Origin of the sequence: Amycolatopsis sp. NPDC047767 (assembly GCF_040704195.1) — a bacterium.
Lineage (GTDB): Bacteria > Actinomycetota > Actinomycetes > Mycobacteriales > Pseudonocardiaceae > Amycolatopsis.
Window position 1 is genome coordinate 70,758 of record NZ_JBEYSJ010000021.1, and the last position, 20,136, is coordinate 90,893.

17 protein-coding genes are annotated in these 20,136 nt (G+C 71.0%); 8 read left to right on the forward strand and 9 right to left on the reverse strand.

Annotation, left to right across the window (positions count from 1 at the left end):
- Positions 1-120: 120 nt before the first annotated feature.
- Positions 121-645, reverse strand: coding sequence for an SMI1/KNR4 family protein (locus AB0878_RS31740; RefSeq protein ID WP_366583890.1), 525 nt, complete (start codon positions 643-645; stop codon positions 121-123).
- A 240-nt stretch (positions 646-885) separates the two neighbouring features.
- Between AB0878_RS31740 and AB0878_RS31745 the strand changes: the two genes are divergently transcribed.
- Positions 886-1,209 carry a barstar family protein gene (locus tag AB0878_RS31745; protein WP_366583891.1) on the forward strand — a complete coding sequence of 108 codons (324 nt, stop codon included), beginning with the start codon at positions 886-888 and terminating at the stop codon, positions 1,207-1,209.
- Between the two features lie 7 nt (positions 1,210-1,216).
- Here AB0878_RS31745 and AB0878_RS31750 read toward each other — a convergent pair whose 3' ends face one another.
- Positions 1,217-1,621 carry a DUF4233 domain-containing protein gene (locus AB0878_RS31750; RefSeq protein WP_366583892.1) on the reverse strand — a complete coding sequence of 135 codons (405 nt, stop codon included), beginning with the start codon at positions 1,619-1,621 and terminating at the stop codon, positions 1,217-1,219.
- On the reverse strand, positions 1,618-3,270 hold the full coding sequence (locus AB0878_RS31755) for a folylpolyglutamate synthase/dihydrofolate synthase family protein (protein WP_366583960.1): 1,653 nt from the start codon (positions 3,268-3,270) through the stop codon (positions 1,618-1,620). Before AB0878_RS31755 ends, AB0878_RS31750 begins: the two co-directional genes overlap by 4 nt.
- Before the next feature lie 179 nt (positions 3,271-3,449).
- On the opposite strand from AB0878_RS31755, the gene AB0878_RS31760 reads away from it, so the two are divergent.
- Positions 3,450-4,067: a class I SAM-dependent methyltransferase gene (locus AB0878_RS31760; RefSeq protein WP_366583893.1), complete on the forward strand. Its 618-nt coding sequence runs from the start codon at positions 3,450-3,452 to the stop codon at positions 4,065-4,067.
- A gap of 136 nt (positions 4,068-4,203) precedes the next feature.
- Positions 4,204-5,085, forward strand: a complete 882-nt coding sequence (locus AB0878_RS31765; RefSeq protein WP_366583894.1) for an SGNH/GDSL hydrolase family protein — start codon at positions 4,204-4,206, stop codon at positions 5,083-5,085.
- A 106-nt stretch (positions 5,086-5,191) separates the two neighbouring features.
- Here AB0878_RS31765 and AB0878_RS31770 read toward each other — a convergent pair whose 3' ends face one another.
- Together AB0878_RS31770 and AB0878_RS31775 are read right to left on the reverse strand one after the other, a co-directional pair.
- Positions 5,192-6,100, reverse strand: a complete 909-nt coding sequence (locus tag AB0878_RS31770) for an alpha/beta hydrolase (protein WP_366583895.1) — start codon at positions 6,098-6,100, stop codon at positions 5,192-5,194.
- Positions 6,097-6,882, reverse strand: a complete 786-nt coding sequence (locus AB0878_RS31775; RefSeq protein WP_366583896.1) for an alpha/beta hydrolase — start codon at positions 6,880-6,882, stop codon at positions 6,097-6,099. Before AB0878_RS31775 ends, AB0878_RS31770 begins: the two co-directional genes overlap by 4 nt.
- A 109-nt stretch (positions 6,883-6,991) precedes the next feature.
- Here AB0878_RS31775 and AB0878_RS31780 point away from each other — a divergent pair, with 109 nt between their 5' ends.
- A complete protein-coding gene (locus tag AB0878_RS31780; protein ID WP_366583897.1) occupies positions 6,992-7,876 on the forward strand; it encodes a LysR family transcriptional regulator in 885 nt (294 codons plus the stop codon).
- 55 nt (positions 7,877-7,931) lie between these two features.
- Here AB0878_RS31780 and AB0878_RS31785 read toward each other — a convergent pair whose 3' ends face one another.
- Complete coding sequence (locus AB0878_RS31785) at positions 7,932-10,565, reverse strand: valine--tRNA ligase (protein WP_366583898.1); 2,634 nt, start codon at positions 10,563-10,565, stop codon at positions 7,932-7,934.
- A gap of 60 nt (positions 10,566-10,625) precedes the next feature.
- Between AB0878_RS31785 and AB0878_RS31790 the strand changes: the two genes are divergently transcribed.
- Entirely contained in the window at positions 10,626-10,934 is a 309-nt protein-coding gene (locus tag AB0878_RS31790; RefSeq protein ID WP_366583899.1) for a hypothetical protein, read from the forward strand.
- Positions 10,935-10,950: 16 nt separating this feature from the next.
- Here AB0878_RS31790 and AB0878_RS31795 read toward each other — a convergent pair whose 3' ends face one another.
- A complete protein-coding gene (locus AB0878_RS31795) occupies positions 10,951-14,187 on the reverse strand; it encodes a cytochrome P450 (protein WP_366583900.1) in 3,237 nt (1,078 codons plus the stop codon).
- Between the two features lie 5 nt (positions 14,188-14,192).
- Positions 14,193-14,978 (reverse strand): hypothetical protein, encoded by a 786-nt coding sequence (locus AB0878_RS31800; protein ID WP_366583901.1) that lies wholly within the window; start codon positions 14,976-14,978, stop codon positions 14,193-14,195.
- A gap of 331 nt (positions 14,979-15,309) precedes the next feature.
- Here AB0878_RS31800 and AB0878_RS31805 point away from each other — a divergent pair, with 331 nt between their 5' ends.
- The 3 genes from AB0878_RS31805 (at position 15,310) to AB0878_RS31815 (ending at position 19,631) form a co-directional block, all read left to right on the forward strand.
- A complete protein-coding gene (locus AB0878_RS31805; RefSeq protein WP_360600403.1) occupies positions 15,310-15,747 on the forward strand; it encodes a MarR family transcriptional regulator in 438 nt (145 codons plus the stop codon).
- Between the two features lie 172 nt (positions 15,748-15,919).
- Complete coding sequence (locus AB0878_RS31810) at positions 15,920-17,254, forward strand: MFS transporter (RefSeq protein ID WP_366583961.1); 1,335 nt, start codon at positions 15,920-15,922, stop codon at positions 17,252-17,254.
- Positions 17,255-17,318: 64 nt separating this feature from the next.
- Positions 17,319-19,631, forward strand: coding sequence for an FdhF/YdeP family oxidoreductase (locus tag AB0878_RS31815; protein WP_366583902.1), 2,313 nt, complete (start codon positions 17,319-17,321; stop codon positions 19,629-19,631).
- Between the two features lie 13 nt (positions 19,632-19,644).
- Here AB0878_RS31815 and AB0878_RS31820 read toward each other — a convergent pair whose 3' ends face one another.
- Positions 19,645-20,043, reverse strand: a complete 399-nt coding sequence (locus AB0878_RS31820) for a VanZ family protein (RefSeq protein ID WP_366583903.1) — start codon at positions 20,041-20,043, stop codon at positions 19,645-19,647.
- Between the last annotated feature and the right edge of the window lie 93 nt (positions 20,044-20,136).

A 20,136-nucleotide genomic window follows, 5' to 3' on the forward strand; every position in this document is an offset into this window, starting at 1 on the left:
CTGACGGCTGGTCGGACAACTCCTGGCGACGCGGCGGTGAACTGGGTCAGCGCCGCGGCGGTCCGACCGGGGCCGGACTACTTCGCGAGGAGTGACTCACCCGCTGCCCGTGCCGCGACTTCATCGACACTGCGACCGCACAATCTCGCCGAAGTTCGGGAACTCCTCCCGAGCACTGGTGATCACCTCGGACGTGGCCTGCCTCCCGGGCGGTGCCCAGCGCTCCGCGATCTGCGTCAGGCGGGGATCAACCCGCGGCTCATGCTCGCGGTGCGGGTACAACATCGCTTCATACGGCCCGAAGCCACCTGCAAGCAGCCACAGATATCCATCCACATCACCGGCGACGACTCCGGTCTCCCCTTCGGACCCGAGGAACACCACCGGCTGCCGCACAACCGGCCTGCCACGGCGCACGAGCCAGAACGCAGCCAGCCCGCCGGCGCCGTCCTGTCCGAACACCCGGAACTCGGCTCCGTCGACGGCCGGGTTTCCCGTCCACGCCCGCCACCACTCGGCTGTTTCGGCCTCGCTCTCGAACTGCGGATACGGCTCGAAGTCCACGCCCAAGCCATCTCGGTAGTCGAATGGCTCGCGATGAGCTTCCACCAGCATTTCGGGCATCACATCGTCGGGCTCGGCCACGCCCCCACCTTACGGGCCATGCTCGCCGAACGCGTACGACCGGCAATGGACCCGGTCAGCGATCCTCAGCGTCCGGACAGGGAGCGGGCACTGGGCGTGGAGGCGCGTTTCGACCGTGCCGCGGGCGAAACCGACTTCGGCGATGTTCACGGTCCGGCCGGAGCCGGTGACCCGCGCCGACACCAGTCCTGACACGGCCGTCGCAACCTCATCGACCGTCGGCATCGACCTGAACCTCGCTTGCCCGACTACTACGGCAACAACCTCAACGCCCTCAACGACTGTCTGAGTGACGTCGCCGCGGGTGGCTACGGCGCCGACCTCGGGGCGACCGGGTTCGTGCTCGTGCTGCGGCACTACGACAGGTTCGCGGGCGTAGAGAAGGACCTCGCCCACGCGCTGCTGGACATCTTCGCGAGCCAAGCGCGCAATGCCCTGCTGGTCGGACATCGGATGATGTGCCTGGTCCAGTCCGATGATCCGCGGCTGAGTTTTCCCGCGGTCGGGGCGACGTCGGCCCTGTGGAACGACGCGGAGTGGCTGAACTCCCGACGCGAGCTTTAGCCGAGCGTCAACTCTTCGGCGAAGACTGCTGCTGCTGACTCGGCAACGTCCCCGCCGCCATTCGCCGTGCCACTTCGCGGCGCAGGTACAGGAACCACACGAAGGCCGCCAGGAACAGCACGCCGATGATCGCAATAGCCGGCAGCACAAAAGCCATCGCGATCAACGCCACCTGCAGCACCAGCACCACGGGCACTGCCCACACGTGCTTCAGCAGACCGCACAGCACCAGCAGCGCCACGGCGATCCCGATGACCGTCCAGCCCGTCGCCGACGTGATGCCGCCGCCGAGTTTGTTGACGACCGGGAGCGCCAACGCGACCGTGATGGCTTCCATGATCAGTGTGCCCGAGAGCACGCCGCGGAAGCCCTTCATGGGGTCCTTGGGGGGAGGCGGAGGCGTCTCGCTCATACCGGTTCCTTCCCGAACAGGGTGCGGGCCTCGCCCGCGGTGACGACGGAGCCGGTGACCAGCACGCCGCCGCCGGCGAGGGGTTCTTCCGGGTCGTCGGACTGCTCGACGAGGCCGATGGCCGTCTCGACGGCCGACTCCAGGTCGGGCTCGGCGAGCACGCGGTCTTCGCCGAAGATGGAGATGGCGAGCTCGTTGAGGTCTTCCAGCTCCATCGACCGCGGGGCCGAGTTGCGCGTGACCACGATGTCCGACACGACGGGCTCCAGCGCGTCGAGGATGCCGCGCGCGTCCTTGTCCGCCATCACCGCGACGACGGCGACCAGGCGGCGGAAGGCGAACTCGTCCGTGACGGTGGTGGCCAGCGCCTGGGCGCCCATGGGGTTGTGCGCCGCGTCGAGGAGCACGGTCGGGGCGGCGCGCACGCGCTCCAGCCGGCCCGGGTTCTCGACCTCGGCGAAGGCCTCGCGCACGGCTTCGAGCACCAGCTGACGGTCTTTGCCCGCACCGAAGAACGCCTCGACGGACGCGAGCGCGAGCGCCGCGTTGGCTGCCTGGTGGGCGCCGTGCAGGGGCAGGAAGATCTCGTCGTACACGCCGCCGAGGCCCTGCAGCTTCAGCAGCTGCCCGCCGACGGCGATCTCGCGTTCCAGCACGCCGAACTCGCTGCCGGCGCGCGCCACGGCGGCGTCTACGTCGACCGCGCGCTTGAGCAGCACGTTGAGCACGTCGGGGTCCTGCTCGGCGATCACGGCGACGGAGCCGGGCTTGATGATCCCGGCCTTCTCGCGCGCCGCGTCGACGGCCGTCGGGCCGAGGTACTCGGTGTGGTCGAGGCCGATGGGGGTGATCACGGCGACGTCGGCGTCGGCGACATTCGTGGCGTCCCACGCCCCGCCCATGCCCGCCTCGAGCACGGCGGCCTCCACCGGCGCGTCGGAGAACGCGGCGAACGCCATGCCGGTGAGCACCTCGAACTTGCTCATCGCCACGCCGTCCTCGCTCGCGGCGTCGACCATGTTCACGTACGGCGCGACGTCGCGGAACAGGTCCACGTACCGCGCGGCCGAGATCGGGTGCCCGTCGAGCGCGATGCGTTCCGTGACGAGCTGCAGGTGCGGGCTCGTGTACCGCCCGACGCGCAGGCCCATGCGGGTGAGCAGCGCGTCGATCATGCGGCTGACCGAGCCCTTGCCGTTCGTCCCGGCGACGTGCAGCACGGGGTAGCCGCGGTTCGGCTCGCCCAGCAGCGTGACCAGCGCCTGGATCCGCGCGAGGCTCGGCTCGATCTTCGTCTCGGGCCAGCGCTGGTTCAGCTCCGCCTCGACGGCCATGAGCTCCCGGCGCGCCTGGGCTCCGTTGGGGTCCTGCGCGGGTTCGTCGACGCCCTGGTCGTCGAGCTCGTGCAGCTCCCCGTCCTCGGCGCCGAGCAGGTCCGGCACCGGGCCGGTCGCGAGGTTGTCCCCCAGCTGCCCGATGCCGCCGATACCCCCGCGGGACCCGCCGCCGACGGTGTACGCGGCGTCCGGCGCGTCCAGGTCGGGATCGACGTCGTCCGACTCGTCGTGCGCGCGCGAACCCAGCTCGTCGACCCCGGCGAAACTGTCCGGGTCCGCGAGATCGGGCCGCCGCCGGCCGCCCTCGTCGATCTCCTCGAACGGCCCCTGGCCGTCCGCCTCACCTCGCGGCACGCACACGCTCCCTCGACAACGGGCTTCACCTGACCAGACGAGTCTACGTGCGGTGCGTTGCCGCGCGTCGGGCCCGTGTCGGTAGTGATGACCTGCGCGTTCGGCCATCGGACCGGTGTTGCTGGTTAGGTCGGGTCATGCCGTTCAACCACAACCACCGCTACCACCCCCTGCTGCTCAGCCTCGTGCCGCCGGGGGCGAAACGGGCGTTGGACGTCGGGTGCGGGCAGGGGCGGTTCGCGCGGCGGCTGGCGGCGCGCGGGCTCGACGTGGACGCCGTGGACGTGTCCGGGGAGATGGTGCGGATCGCCGCCGCGCTGGGGTCGCCGGGGCCGGGGAAGGTCGACGTCCGGCGCGTGGACGTGGCGAACGACGTCCTCGAACGCAACGCCTACGGCTTCATCTCCTGCATCGCCTCCCTCCACCACATGCCGTTCGCAACCGTCATGAAGCTGCGCGACGCCCTGCATCCCGGCGGAGTCCTCGCAATTCTCGGGCTGGCCCGGCCCAGCACCCCCGGCGACTACGCCGTCGAGCTCGCCTTCGCGCCGGTCAACGTGGCCGCGCGGGTGGTCGTCGCGGCGGGCGAGTGGCTCAACGGAGGTCCGGACCCGACGCCGGAGCCGCCCGTGGAAATGAAGTTCCCGACGATGAACGAGCTCAGGCGCGACGCGCGAGAGCTCCTGCCCGGCAGCACGGTCCGGCGGCTGCCGTTCTGGCGCCACCTCCTGACCTACCGGAAACCGTTGGCCTGACCCGGTTCCCGCCGCGTCACACCACTGGCGGGTGAATCCCGGGCCCGGCCACCCGAACGGCGGCAGGCAACCCGCGAAGAGCTGGCTAGACGTGAGAAGAGTCCGTGAATTCGGTTCGGAGAAACGGGGCCTTCGCATGCGTACCACCCGGCTCGTGTTCGCCGCGCTGGCGGCCGCAACAGCCGTCACGACAGTCACCGCCACCGCGGACGCGGCGCCGCAGGAGCACTTCCGCAACTACGTCGCGCTGGGCGACTCGTACACCGCCGGGCCGCTGATCCCCGCGCAGCGCCTGGATCCGCTGGGCTGCGCGAGAAGCACGGCGAACTACCCGGCGATCCTGGCCTCCGCGTTGCGCGTGGACAGCTACACCGACGTCAGCTGCTCGGGCGCGGACACGTCGAACATGACGGCCCCCCAGAGCGTGCCGCTGGGCGTGAACGCGCCGCAGTTCTCCGCGCTGCGCCTCGACACCGACCTCGTGACGCTCGGCATCGGCGGCAACGACTCCGGCGTCTTCGGCACCCTCGTCGGCACGTGTCCGGCACTGCGGCCGACCGACCCGAGCGGCAACCCGTGCGAACGCCACTTCACGGCCGGCGGCGCAGACTCCATCAAGGCCGCGCTGACGAACACGCAGAAGAGCATCCAGGCCGTGCTGGCCGGCATCCACGCGCGTTCCCCGCGGGCCAAGGTGCTCGCCGTCGGGTACTCGCGCATCGCGCCGGCGTCGGGCTACTGCCCGAGCGTGCTGCCCTTCGCCGACGGTGACTACGCCTGGCTCTCCAGTGTGGAGGAAGCGCTCAACACGGCGATCGAGAACGCCGTCGAGGCCGACGGCAACGCGTCCTATGTGGACACGTTCACCCCGTCGGCCGGCCACGACGCCTGCGCACCCGAAGGCGCCGCGTGGATCAACGGCCAGGACACCCTGCTCTTCACCGCCGCCGCCTACCACCCGCTGCCCGAAGGCATGGCGGGCCTCGCCGGGATCATCCACCGGCAGCTCGCCGCCTGATCCCCGACCGCGAACGAGCGGGGGCGGCGGTCACCCGCTCGCCCCCGTCGCTCGTGGACACCCCTCCCTCGGCACCGCAGAGTCTCGCAGCCGGTACACCGGAGTGTCAACTCAGGTTATTCACTTGCCGATCGACACCAACTGAGATGAAAATCAGCAGACGAGACCCGCGCCGCCGACAACCGGCGCAGCCAGGACCGGGCCGGATCTCCTCGGCCCGGATCTCCTCCGCCTGCCGCACGAAGTCCAGGAGCACCTTCGCGAACTCCCCCGGCAGCTCGGCCGGCGCACCGTGCCCGGCCGGCAGCTCGACGTGGCTCGCGTGCGGGATCGCCGCCAGCAGTTCCTGTTGCTGCGCCGCCTCGATCAACCGGTCGTACGCGCTGGAGAGCACCAGCGTCGGCGCCGTGATCGAGCCCAGCACCGGCCGGAGGTCGACGCCGCGGTCGGCCCCGATCTGCCGCGCCGCCCCGGGCTGGATCACCAGCTGCGCCACCAGGTCCTCGTTGGCCGCCGGGGTGGTCGTGGCCCAGTAGCCGGGCCCGAATGCCATCAGCGGCAGCATCCGCGCGAACACGTCGGCGCCGTGGTCGAGCAACTCGAGCCAGTGGCGGAACTCCGCGTCCTGCCGCGTGCCGGTCTTCGGCCAGGCGGCGTGGAGCACGGCGGACCGCACGCGCGCCGGGTGCGTGCCCGCCAGGTGCGCCGCCACCACGGCACCGAGCGAATGGCCGGCGACGTGGAACGTGGTGAACCCCGCGTCGTCCGCCGCGGCCAGCGCTTCGGCGGCGAGATCCGCGATCGAGATCGGGCCGCCGTGGTCGACGGTGCCGCCGGAGCCGGAGAAATCAGGGGCGACAACCGTGAACGACTTCCGCGCGAGCTCGACCACCGGCGCCCACTGTTCGTGCGACGCGGCCGTGCCGTGCAGCAGCAGGAGCGCGGGACCGGATCCGGTCACGGCGTAGTGGACCTCGGCGGCTCCGCCGGTCAGCGTCACGGGAACCACGGTCACGCCGCCACGCGCAGACTCGCGAGCACGTCGCACAGCACCGCGGTGAACCCGACGGGGTCCTCCTGGTGCGGCAGATGCCCGCAGCCGGCGACCACGTGCACGCTCGCCCCGGGTGTGAGCGCGGCGCAGGTGCGCGCCACGTCCACCGGGATCTGGACGTCGAGCTCGCCGTGGACGTACGCGATCGGCACGCTCAGCTCCGGCAGCCGCGGGCGCGGGTCCCACGTCGCCGACTCGCCGATGAGCGGGTCGAGGTAGCCGGCGGAGTCGACGATCTGGCGGATCGTCCAGTCGACGAGCGCCGCGCTCGCGGCGGGCGCGTACCAGTCCGGCACCCAGCTCGCGACCAAACCGGGCCGGTCGGCCAGCAGCGCCGCGGTCACCTCGTCGACCTTGTCGCGCATGCCCTCCGACGGCCAGTACCCCGGGCCGTCCACCGCGACGACGCCGCCGACCAGGTCCGGCCGCGTCAGCGCGAGCTCGGTGCCGAACACCGCACCCATCGACGAACCCACCACGGCGGGCTTCTCCAGCCCGAGCGCCGTGATCACCTCGACGAGGTCGGCCACGTTGCCGGCGATCGTGTTGCCGGCCGCCGGGCGGTCGGAGCGCCCGCACCCGCGCCAGTCGAGCGTGACCACGCGGTGGTCACGGATCAGGTCGGGCAGCTGGGCTTGCCAGACGCGGCCGCTCGTGCCCCAGCCGTGCAGCAGGAGCACGGCCGGGCCGTCGCCCTCGTCCTCGTAGTAGAGCCGCGTGCCCCGGACCTCGACGAATGCCATCGGATCTTCCTCTCTTCCGTTCGCCTTCGAGCCAACCGCGACGGCGAGCGGCGACCAACGGCCAGACCGCTCGTAGACTCATCACGAACGCTGATGAATGGGGCCGGGGATGGAGCTGCGTCAGCTGAGGTACTTCGTGGTCGTCGCCGAGGAGCTGCACTTCGGGCGCGCGGCCGAGCGGCTCCGCATCGTGCAGCCGGCGGTCAGCCAGCAGGTGCGCCGGCTGGAGCGCTCACTCGGCACGGAGCTGTTCGAGCGGACCACGCGCACCGTGTCGTTGACCGAGGCGGGCGCGCGGTTCCTGCCGCACGCGCGCGCCGTCCTCGCCGCGGCCGACCGCGCGGCCGACGCCGTGGCCGACTTCCGCGCCGAACGCGCCCGCCTCGTGCGTCTCGGCACCAGCGACGGCCTCGGCGACCGGCTCGACGGCTTCCTCGCCGCGTTCACCCGCCTCGCCCCGGACGCCCAGCTGGAACTCGTACACGCCCCCACCCCGGCCCGCCTCCGGCAGATCCGCGACGGCGCCCTCGACGCCGCCTTCCTCCGCGGCGACTGGCCCGCCAACGGCCTCGACTTGACTCCCTTGTGGACGGACGAGGTCCTCGTCGCACTCCCCGCGGCGCATCCCCTGGCGTCTTCGGCGGTCGTCGACTTCGCCGACCTGGCACCGCTGCCACTGCGCCTGAGCTCCCCCGAACGCAACCGCCCGCTCCACGACCTGGTGCTCGCGTCCTGCCGCGAGGCCGGCTTCGAACCGTTGCTGGGCAAGGAGTTCACGACCGCCCAAGACACCCTCGGCACGCTCGGCCTGGGCCGTCCCCAGTGGACGGTCTTCTACCGCGCCCACGCCAACCTGCTGCCCGTGCCGGGCGTCGCCTTCCGCCCCCTGCGCAACCCGACGCCGGTGATGCCCACCTACCTCGCCACGTCCGCCGATCGCCGGCTGCGGCCGGAAGTCCTGGCGCTCATCGAGGCGGGCCGCGAGCTCGGCTGAAACGCGAAGTGGCGCCCGGCGCGAGAAGCACCGGACGCCACCTTCAAGCCGAACCTCACGAAGCCGGCAACGCCGCCAGCCGCGCCTCGATGCGCTCGATGTCCGCCGCGGCGGTGGCCCGGCGGGTCTTGATCTTCTCGATGACATGCTCGGGCGCCTTGGCGATGAAGGACTCGTTGCCCAGCTTGCCCTCGGTCTGTGCGAGCTCCTTCTGCGCCACGCCCAGGTCCTTCTGCAGGCGCTTGCGCTCGGCGGCGACGTCGATGGTGCCGGACAGGTCCAGCTCCACCACGGCCACGCCGCCGGCGAGGGCGACCTCCAGGGAGGCGCTCGCCGAGAACTCCTCGGTGACCGGCGTCAGGCGCACGAGCGAGCGGATGGCGTCGTCGTGGCCGGAGACCTCGGTGAAGCCCGCGCCGGACAGGCGGGCGGCGACCTTCTGCCCCGGCTTGAGGCCCTGGTCGGCGCGGAAGCGGCGGATCTCGGTGACGAGCTTCTGCACGTCGGCGATCCGGGCGTCCGCCACGGCGTCGGCGTAGCCGGCCGGCGCGGTGGGCCAGGCGGCGATCACCAGCGACTCGCCGCCGGTCAGCGCCGTCCACAGCTTCTCGGTGATGAACGGGATGAACGGGTGCAGCAGCCGCAGCACCGTGTCCAGCACGTGGCCGAGCACCGAGCGGGTCGCCGCGATCCGTGAGGAATCCCCTTGGTACAGCTGGACCTTCGCGAGCTCGAGGTACCAGTCGCACAGCTCGTTCCAGGTGAACTGGTACAGCGCGCCCGCGACCTTCGCGAACTGGAACTCCTCGAACAGGCCGTCCACTTCGGACACCAGGGCGCCGAGGCGGCCGAGGATCCAGCGATCGGCCTCGGTCAGCTCCGCCGCGGCGGGCAGCGGAGCCGAGACCGAAGCCCCGTTCATCATCGCGAACTTGCTGGCGTTCCACAGCTTCGTGCAGAAGTTGCGCGAGCCCGCGGCCCACTCGTCGGCCAGCGCCATGTCGGTGCCCGGGTTCGCGCCGCGCGCGAGGGTGAAGCGGGTGGCGTCGGCGCCGTAGGCGTCCATCCACTCGAGCGGGTCGATCACGTTGCCGCGCGACTTCGACATCTTCTTGCCGTTCGCGTCGCGGATGAGCCCGTGCAGGTACACGTGGTCGAACGGCGACCGGCCCTGCATTTCTTGCACGCCGAACATCATCATGCGCACGACCCAGAAGAACAGGATGTCGTAGCCCGTGGACAGCACGCTGGTCGGGTAGAACTTCGCCAGATCGTCGGTCTGCGCCGGCCAGCCCATGGTCGACATCGGCCACAGGCCCGACGAGAACCACGTGTCCAGCACGTCCGGGTCCTGCGTCCAGCCTTCGCCCGACGGCGGCTGCTCGTCCGGGCCCACGCACACGACCTGGTCGTCGGGGCCGTACCAGACCGGGATCCGATGCCCCCACCACAGCTGGCGCGAGATCGTCCAGTCGTGCATGTTGTCGACCCAGTCGAAGTACCGCTTCTCCAGCTCGACCGGGTGGATCTTCGTGCGGCCGTCGCGCACCGCGTCGCCCGCGGCGCGGGCCAGCTCCTCGACCTTCACCCACCACTGCAGCGAAAGCCGCGGCTCCACCACGGTGTCGCACCGCGAGCAGTGGCCGACCGCGTGCACGTACGGCCGCTTCTCCGCCACGATCCGGCCCTGCTCGCGCAGCGCCGCCACGATCGCGGGCCGCGCCTCGAACCGGTCGAGCCCCTCGAACGGGCCCGGCGCGGTGATCTCGGCGCGCTCGTTCATGATCGTGAGCATCGGCAGGTCGTGCCGGCGGCCGATCTCGAAGTCGTTCGGGTCGTGCGCCGGGGTCACCTTCACGGCACCGGTCCCGAACTCCGGGTCCACGTGCTTGTCGGCGACGATCGGGATCTTGCGGCCGGTCAGCGGCAGCTCGACCTCGGTGCCCACCAGGTGCGCGTAGCGCTCGTCGTCCGGGTGCACGGCCACGGCGGTGTCGCCCAGCATCGTCTCGGCGCGGGTCGTGGCCACCACGATGGCGTTGTCGCCCTCGCCGTAGCGGATCGACACGAGCTCGCCGTCGTCGTCGTGGTGGTCGACCTCGATGTCCGACAGCGCGGTCTGGCACCGCGGGCACCAGTTGATGATGCGCTCGGCGCGGTAGATGAGGCCGGCGTCGAAGAAGTTCTTGAACACCGTCTGGACGGCCTTCGACAGGTTCTCGTCCATGGTGAAGCGCTCGCGCGACCAGTCGACGCCGTCGCCGAGGCGCTTCATCTGGCCGAGGATCTTGCCGCCGTACTCGGCCTTCCACTCCCAGACGCGCTCGACGAACTTCTCCCGGCCCAGGTCGTGGCGCGAAAGGCCCTCGCCGGCGAGCTGGCGCTCGACGACGTTCTGCGTCGCGATGCCCGCGTGGTCCATGCCCGGCAGCCACAGCACCTCGTAGCCCTGCATGCGACGGCGGCGGCTCATCGCGTCCATCAGGGTGTGGTTGAGCGCGTGGCCCATGTGCAGGCTGCCGGTGACGTTCGGTGGCGGCAGTACGATCGAGAACGGCGGCTTCTCCGACGAAGCGTCGGCCGTGAAGTACCCGGCCGCTACCCAGCGGTCGTACATGGGTGCTTCTTCGGCGGCCGGGTCCCAGGCACCCGGAAGGTCGGTTTTCTGCTGCGGAGCGTTCTCGGTCACAATGGACAAGTCTACGAACCCGCTCCGGCGGGGTTGCTCAGGGGGAAAGGCGGTGCACGGATGACGCGACCGGAAGATCCGGACGACCGGATGGAGACGCACCCGGACCTCGTCGATCCGAACTGGCGCAAGCACGCCGAGCTCGACGCTTGGCTGGGTGCCAAGAAGGAGATGAAGAAGCGCCGCAAGCGCGAACGGCGCTCCGGTGTCTCCGCGGGCTACGGCTACACATCGGCGCCGAGCCGCTGGCCGGGCGTGCTGGCGCTGACGATCCTCGTGCTGCTCATCGTCGGCGCGATCGTCGTCCACCAGATCCAGGGCGTCGGCGTGAACGAGAGCTCGGTCCTGGAGCTCTTCGGCCTGTCGTAGCCCTCCCGGGCGGCGCTCAGCCGCCGCCCCAGATGTCCTCGACGTACCGGTTCGAGGCGCGAAGCCCGGCCAGCCAGGCCTGTGCGTCGGCCTCGCCGGTGCCCGTCTTGTCGGCGAACAACCCGGTGAAGGCCGCTCGGACGCCGGGCGCCATCGTGTTCGCGTTGCCGCACACGAACACCGCCGCGCCGGCCTGCAGCAGCCGCCACACCTCGTCGCCCGAGGCCGTGATCTCGTGCTGGACGTACTTGCGCCCGTCGACCGGGGAGCGGGAGAACACGACGTGCAGCTCGGCGACCCCTTGCCGGTCGTATTCGCGCAGCTCGTCGGCGTACAGGAAGTCCAGGTCCGCGCCGCGGCAGCCGAAGAACAGCAACGACTCGGCGATCGGCACGCCCTGCGCGCGCAGCGCCGCCCGCTCCTGCAGGAACCCGCGGAACGGGGCGAGCCCGGTCCCGGCCCCGACCATGATCATCGGGGTGTGCGGGTTGTCCGGCGGCCGGAACTCGATGGTCGGGCGCCGCACGAAGACGAACACCGTGCTGCCGTCGGGGCTGCCCGCCAGGTAGTTGGAGCAGACACCCGAGAACGTGGTGTCGCCGCCACCGCGCACGGGGGCGCGCAGTACGCCGGTGGTGATGCTGGCGACCTTCGCGTCGGTGAGCGGCGAGGACGAGATCGAGTAGTAGCGCGGCCGCAGCGGGGGCAGCAGGTCGAGGTAGACGCCGAACGGCACCGCGCAGGCGGGAAACTCCTCCAGCAGGTCCAGCAGTGACCGGCGGGGAGTGAAGACCCGCTCCTGGTAGCGGGCCTGGGACGCCTCGTCGTCCCCGGCGAGCGACTCGAGCCCGGCGCGCTGGGCGGGGTCCTCGGTGTAGCCGGCGAGCACCTCGATGCCGGCCCGGGTGGCCACGTCCTGCAGCTCGACGCAGCTCGCGAGGATGCCGAGCAGCGGTGCGGGCTCATCGACGGGCAGGTGGGTGTGGTCTCCGCTGTGGGGGATGATCGTCGCGTACATGCCCCCGTCGAGCTCGAAGCGCAGCATCACCCGGCGGATGAGGTCGAGGTGGTTGCGCGGCAGCACCCCGAGGTGGTCCCCGGCGCGGAAGTCGGCGCCCTCGGGCAGCGCCACTTCGATGTGCTTCGTGGACCGCCCACCGTCGGACGGGTACAGCTCGCGGTTCGCCCGCACCAGGGCCGGCTGCGCCTGGTACGACATGATCACCGGGTTGTTCAGCTGGCGGTTGACCAGCGAGATCGACAGCCGGGGGCCGGTGGTGGCCGGCTCGGCCGCGCTCTCGGGCAGGCCGGCGCTCGCGGCCACGTCGGCCCAGAGCCCGTGGTGCCAGGTGCGGTACTGGGCGTCGAAGTCGCCGTTCGCGTTGCCCTCGCCCCGGGCGTGCAGCCGGGTGGCGCCGTGCGCGGCCAGCTCGGTGTCGATCAGCTTCGGCACGGCTTGGTAGGTCGCCGCCCATTCGGTGTTGCCGCAGCCGAACACGGTGTAGGACAGCCCGGCGGCGGCGTCCTTCGCGGTGCCGGGCCGGCGCAGCCAGTCGCAGAACTTGCCGGCGTTGTCCGGCGGCGTGCCGTTGTAGGACGACGTGACGATCACGGCCAGGCCCGGGGACGGCAGCGCGTCCGTGACGTCGTCGAGCGCGCTGAGGGTCACGGCGTAGCCGCGCTCGGTCCCCTCGCGGGCGAGCCGTGTCGCGAGGCCTTCCGCGGTCCCGAGGTTCGAGCCGTAGGCGACCAGCAGCGGGGTCTTGTGCGCGTCCGGCGGGAGCGCGACGCGCGGGGCGGGCGCCGCGGAGACGGATTTCGCCGGCGCCGCGGGGGCGCCGCCGGGCCGGGTCAGGACGAACCCGGGGCGCGGGCGCACCCGGATGTGCATCTCGTCGGGCTTGATGGTCAGCGTCGTCTTGGTCTTCAGCTGGTAGTTCAGGTGGTCGACGAAGTCGAAGCGCTGGATCAGCATGCCGAGCACGAGCACGGCCTCCTGCAGGGCGAACTGCCGGCCGATGCAGGCCCGCTGCCCGGTGCCGAAGGGCTTGTACACGTTGGGTGAGAGCGCCGCGAGCCGTTCCGGGGCCATGTGGTCGGGGTCGAACTCCTCCGCGTCGTCGCCCCACACACTGGGGTCGCGGTGCAGCATCGGCGTGAGCACGGTCAGTGGGAGGCCGTGCTCGACCAGGTACCGGTCGCCGATCACGGTCTCCTCGAACGGCGTGCGCGTGAACCCGGGCGCGGTCGGCCACAGCCGCAGGGCCTCGCTGAGCACCTGCCGGACGTAGATCAGCTTGTGGATCTGCTCGTAGGTGGGCTCGGCGCCGGTGCCGAACACCTCGTCGACCTCGGCGCGGGCGCGCGCGAGCACCTCGGGGTTCTTGAGCAGGTAGTAGATCGCGAACGACAGCAGGCCGCTCGTGGTCTCGTGGCCGGCGATGAGGAACGTGATGCACTGGGCGCGGATGTTTTCGTCGGGCAGCCGCTCGCCGCTCTGTTTGTCGACCCCGTTGATCATCTGGCCGAGCAGGTCGTCCTTCTTGCCGGCCTCGCCCTCGGCGCGGCGTTCGGCGATGAGCTTGTCGACCAGGTCGTTCATGAACGCCTGGTCCTCCTCCAGCTGCCGCTGTGCGTGGATCCGCAGCCGGGTCTGGATGGGCAGCCGGCGGGCGCGGGCCTGCGACTCGGTGAGCGTGCGGATCATCGCCGCGACGAACGGGTGCTGGGTGTCGCGGTAGAAGGAGTTGAACCGGTACCCGAACCCGCACAGCGCGATGGTGTCCAGCGTCAGCCGGGTCATGTCGGCCGGCACGTCCACGTCCTCGTCCGGGTTCAGCCGCTCCCACTTGTCGACGAGCTGGCCCGCGATGTCCAGCATCATCGGCACGTAATCGCGCATGGACTGCAGGCTGAAGGGCTTCATCAGGATGTTGTGCGCGCGGTGCCACAGCGGATCGTCCGTCTCGGCCGTGAACAGGCCGGTCGAGGTCGCCGTGCGCCGCACGTTCGCGAGGCCGCCGCTGACCACCTTGTCGAAGCGCGCGTCGTCGCAGATCTCCTCGACCAGCGAGGCGCCGGACACGATCAGCCGCACGCCGCCGGGTGTGGTCAGCCGGAAGATCGGGCCGTACTCCCGGGCCATGTTCATCATGCTCTCGAAGGGGCTGTGGGCGTCGATGTCGAAGGCGTTGCCGACGATGGGCAGCGCGCGCGGGCCGGGGATCTCGTCGACGGGGGTCCTGGTGGTCATGGCGTTCACTCCTTGGAGAGGTGCCCTTCGGCCGGCGACGGCACGGCGCCGGCCCGGCTCGGCTGAGAGGTCCGTGCCTTGGCCTGGCGGGCCCGGACCACCGCCACGACGCCGACGACGAAGACCCAGCCGGGGAAGATGAGCGCGAAGACCGGGTGGAAGGTCCAGCTCAGCAGCACCGTCGCGGCGCAGAGGTAGCCGAACCACACCAGCGGGCGCGCCAGCACGCCGGCGGAGTTGAGCAGCGTCGTCGTGGTGATCATGTACATGCCGGCGACCCGGGCACCGAAGACGAACACGAGCCCGTAACCGGCCGCGCTCAGGGCTCGCGCCACGTACACGGGCGGTAGCGGCGCCACCGAGAACTGCTTCAGCAGGGCGATCGCCCCGGCCAGCGCCATCCCCGAGAACAGCAGGATGACGAACGCCACCCCGGAGGCCAGCTGCAGCGCCCGCGGTATTTCCCGGTTCTGCGCGGCAGGGAGGCTCGCGATGAATTCACGCGTGGCCATCATGTGCCACAGGAACACGATGCCCGCGAACGGCACGATGTACACGCCGGCGGTCACCAAGGCACTGGAACCGCCGTCGGCGTAGAAATTCGCGTACCGGCTGTCCGGCACGGCCAGTCCCGGCGCCCGGTGCACCAGGATCAGCGCGACGGTGAACAGCACCGCGAAGAGGATCCCCGACCAGCCCGCGACCAGCGCGTACCCGGGCCCGCGTCCGATCTCGGCGGCAGCCCGCGCGTCCGCCCGGCTGTGCCGGCGGTTCCGGATCCAAGCAGGCATCGGTGCCTCCCGCCACGCCATTTTCCGAAAATGGCGCGCATGTCAGCCGGCTCAAAAAAATGGTGCCGTGGTGCAGCGCGAATCCTCATCGTCCTGCCCGGGTGAAGGGGTGTCAACAAGCGATGATTGCACCGGAAACGACGTGAAAAAACGGAGAAGAACCAGTTCTCCGCTCGTCGAAAAAGCCGTTACCGCTTCCGGCGTGGCGTTCGTTCACTTCGTTCCGAGCCCTCGCACCCCGCCCGGCCGCGGAGACCTCCGTCACCGGGTGTGGCCAAGGTCGCCCCGCCGCAGGATGCACAGGTCAGACTACACAGCCTAAACTGTGGATATGGCCACCGTACCCGCTCCCGTCGCCGAATCCGCAGGCTGGCTGCGCGGCGTCGTCGCCCAGCTGCACCGCCGGCTGCGGCAGGTCGACAACGCCGACAGCCTCACGCCCTCGCAGTCGGCGGCGCTCAACCGCCTCTACCGCGAAGGCCCGGCGACACAGGGTGAGCTCGCCGCCGCCGAGCACGTGCGGCAGCAGTCGATGGCCACCACGCTCTCGGCGCTCGACGCGCTCGGGTACCTCGCCCGCTCGCGCGACCCCGCCGACGGCCGCCGCACCGTGCTGTCGGTGTCCGAGCTCGGCGCGAAGACCGTGCAGGGCATCCGCCAGCACCGCGACGAGTGGCTCGCCCACGCCCTCGCGGCCGAGCTCACCGCCGAGGAGCTGGAGACGGTGCGCCAGGCCCTGCCCCTGCTGCAACGCGTCGCCGAACACTGATCATCCAGCCTGCCCGGCGCCGCCGCCGGGACCGGAACACCGACGTCAGCGCGGACGCCGTGGAGGACACCCGACCATTCCCCGACATCTCCAGGACGAAGGAGCCGTGACGACCACCGCAACGCCCCGAAAGGCACCGGCGAGCTTCGGTGCCAAACTCGTCACCCCGCTGGTGGCGAGCGCGGTGCTGAACCCCATCAACTCCACCCTCATCGCCGTCGCGCTCGTGCCGATCGGGCAGAGCTTCGGCGCCGGGCCCGGCAAGACAGCCTGGCTGATCTCCGCGCTCTACCTCGCCACCGCCGTCGGCCAGCCCGTGGTCGGCCTGCTGGTCGACCGCTACGGCGCGCGGCGCGTGCTGCTCAGCGGCGCGTCCGTGGTGATCGTCGCCGGGATCGCCGGCATGATCCCGTTCTCCGTCGAGTGGCTCACCGGCGTGCGCGCGGTGCTCGGCATCGGCACCTGTGCCGGCTTCCCCGCCGCGATGGCCGTGCTGCGCAAACGCGCCGACGCGCTGGGCCAGGGTGTGCCCGCGCGGGTGCTGTCGCTGCTCTCGCTGTCGTCGCAGACGATCATGGTCATCGGCCCGACGCTCGGCGGCGTGCTGATCACGCTCTTCGGCTGGCCGGCCATCTTCGCCGTGAACATCCCGCTCGCGGGCGCGTCGCTGCTGCTGGCGATCTTCTGGGTCCCGAAGGACGCGCCGGTGCGCGACGAAGGCACGAAACCGAAGCCGATCGACGTGCTCGGCATCGCGTTGTTCTCGCTCTCGCTGCTGGTGCTGCTGTGCTACCTGATGGCGCCGGGCATCGGCGACCTGTGGCTGCTCGCGGCGGCCGTCGCCGTCGGCGCGGCGTTCGTGTGGGTGGAGCTGCACACGCGGGTGCCGTTCATCGACCTGCGGATGCTCGTGGCCAACACCCCGATCCTGCGCACCTACCTGCGTCAGGCCCTGAGCTTCATGGTGATCTACGCGATCATGTTCGGCTACGTGCAGTGGCTCGAGGAAGGCCGGGGCTTCAGCGACGCGATCGCGGGGGCGCTGCTGCTGCCGATGTCGGTCGTGGCCGTGTGCGCGGCGGCGTTCTCGGGCCGCGCGACGGGGATCCGCGCGCGGCTGGTGGTGGTCGCCGTGGCGCTGCTGGCCGGTTCGGTCGCGCTGCTGTTCGTCGGCGACACGACGTGGCTGGTCGGGCTGCTGGCCCTGGTCGCGGTGTTCGGGCTGGCCCAGGGCCTCACGAGCGTCGCGAACCAGACCACGCTCTACCGCGAGTCGCCCGCCGAGACCATGGGCACCGCGAGCGGCCTGTTCCGCACGGCCCAGTACCTCGGCGCGATCGTGGCCTCCACCGTGATCGCCCAGTGCTATGGCGTGCACGCCGATTCGGCCGGCCTGCACGACCTCGGCATGGTGCTCGTGGTGATCAGCGCGGTGCTGCTGGTCGTGACGGTCGCCGACCGCGGGCTGAAGCTCGCCGAACGCCGGGAGCGGGCTCACCGGGCGTGAATTGTCGACGTGAAATGCGCTACCCGGTGTTGGACTGTCGATCATCGAGGCGGACGATGGAGCCATGCACCGTGATGCGCCGAAGCACGACGTGGACGAAGCCGACCTGAAGGTGGGCAAGCCGAAGAGCTACGCGGCCGGCATTCCCGGCGTCGCCGTTTCTCTCCGGCGAGGCGTCGAGCAAATGGGTCCCACGCGCACCGCCCTCACGCTGCGCTTGCTCAACCAGCGCGCGGGCTTCGACTGCCCGGGCTGCGCGTGGCCCGAGCCGCGTCAGGCCGACGGCGAGAAGCGCAAGCTGGCGGAGTTCTGCGAGAACGGTGCGAAGGCCGTCGCGGAGGAAGCCACGCGCCGCCGCGTGGACCGCGAGTTCTTCGCCGGCCACGCGGTCGCCGACCTGCAGGACAAGACGGACTACTGGCTGGGCCAGCAGGGCCGGATCACCGAGCCGTTCGTGCTGCGCGAGGGCGCCACGCACTACGAGCCGATCTCGTGGGACGCCGCGTTCGACCTCGTCGCGGCCGAGCTCAACGGGCTGGCCAGCCCGCACGAGGCCGTGTTCTACACCTCGGGCCGCACCAGCAACGAGGCGGCGTTCCTCTACCAGCTGCTCGTGCGCTCCTACGGCACCAACAACCTGCCGGACTGCTCGAACATGTGCCACGAGTCGTCGGGCTCGGCGCTGTCCACCGGCATCGGCATCGGCAAGGGCTCGGTGTCGCTCGCGGACATCCACGACGCCGACCTGATCGTGGTCGTCGGGCAGAACCCGGGCACCAACCACCCGCGCATGCTCTCCGCGCTGGAGACGGCGAAGGGCAAGGGCGCCAAGGTCGTGGCCGTGAACCCGCTCCCCGAGGCCGGGCTGATGCGGTTCAAGAACCCGCAGAACGTGCGCGGGGTCGTCGGCGAGGGCACCCCGCTCGCCGACGAGTTCGCGCAGATCCGCCTCGGCGGCGACCTCGCGCTGTTCCAGGCCGTGGGCCACCTGCTGCTGCAGTGGGAGGAAGAGGCGCCGGGCACGATCGTCGACCAGGACTTCGTGAACTCCTCGACCTACGGGTTCGAGGACTGGGCGAAGAACCTGCGCGAGCTCGACTGGGCCGAGACGGAGACCGCCACCGGCCTGCAGCGGGCGCAGATCGAGCACGTCGCGCGAATGATCGCCACGTCCGAGCGCACGATCTACTGCTGGGCCATGGGTCTCACGCAGCACAAGCACGCGGTGCCCACGATCTCCGAGATCACGAACCTCGCGCTGGCGCGGGGCATGATCGGCAAGCCGGGCGCGGGCCTGTGCCCGGTGCGCGGCCACTCGAACGTGCAAGGCGACCGCACCATGGGCGTCTGGGAGAAGATGCCCGAGCCGTTCATGGACGCGCTCGACCGCGAGTTCGGCATCACCGTGCCGCGCGAGCACGGCTGGGACACCGTCGACGCGATCCGCGGGATGCGCGACGGCCGCGGCAAGGTCTTCTTCGCGATGGGCGGCAACTTCGCCGCCGCGACACCCGACTCCGAGCTCACGGCGAAGGCGTTGAGCTCGTGCTCGCTCACCGTGCACGTGTCGACGAAGCTCAACCGTTCGCACGTGGTCCACGGCACCACCGCGCTGATCCTGCCGACGATGGGCCGCACCGAGCGTGACGTGCAGGAGTCGGGCCCGCAGTTCGTGACCGTCGAGGACTCGATGTCGCAGGTGCACGCCTCGCGCGGCCGCGTGAAGCCGGCTTCGGAGCACCTGATCTCCGAGGTGGCCATCATCTGCCGGCTGGCCGAGCGCCTGCTGGGCGCGGACCACGCCGTGCCGTGGCGCTCGTTCGAGAAGGACTACGACCTGATCCGCGACCGGATCGCGGCCGTGGTCCCGGGCTGCCACGACTACAACCGCCGCGTGCGCGAGCCCGACGGGTTCACGCTGCCGCACGCCCCGCGCGACTCCCGCGAGTTCACCGGCACGGCCACCGGCAAGGGCACGTTCACCGTGTCGGAGCTGGAGTATCCACAGGTGCCGGAAGGCCGGCTGCTGCTGCAGACGATGCGCAGCCACGACCAGTACAACACCACCATCTACGGCCTGTCCGACCGCTACCGCGGCATCGAGGACGGCCGGCGCGTGGTGTTCGTCCACCCCGAAGACCTGGCCGAGCTCGGCATCGCCGACGGCGAGATCGTGGACCTGGTCTCGGAGTGGCGTGACGGCGACCGCCGGGCGCCGCGCTTCCGCGCGGTGTCCTACCCGACGGCCCGCGGCTGCGCGGCGGCCTACTTCCCGGAGGCCAACGCGCTGGTGCCGCTGGACTCCGTCGCGGAGAAGTCCAACACGCCGGTGTCGAAGGCGGTCGTGGTCCGGCTGGAGCCGCACCACCACTCGTGACGCTTCGGTCCGGTCACGCGGGGGTTTTCCGGCGTGACCGGACCACGGTGGCCAGCAGCACGCCGAGTGCCGCGCCGAGGGTGTTGAGCAGGACGTCGTCGACATCGGCACTGCGGCCCACGAAGTACTGGACGATCTCGATCACTACCGAGAACCCGGCCAGTGCCGCGATCACGGCGGCTTTCCGGCGCGTGGCCACAGTCGCCAGGAAGCCGAGCGGCACGAAGAGCGCGATGTTGCCGGCGTTGTTGATCAGTCCGAGGCGACCGTTGGCGTTGCGGGCCTCGTCGACGATCCCGGCGAGCGGCACGAGGTTGACGTTCTCCGGCGGGCTGAGGTGCCCGGGGCGGAGCGTGAGAGCGAGCACCACCAGAACGGCGGCGGCGAGCAGCCAGCGGGCCCAAGATCGCATCGGTCCAGTCAACCAGCTCCGCCCACGCGGCCGCCGCCCCGCCACGCCGACCGGCGCCGGCGACGATCGCCCTCGCCCGGTCGGCCGGCGCCG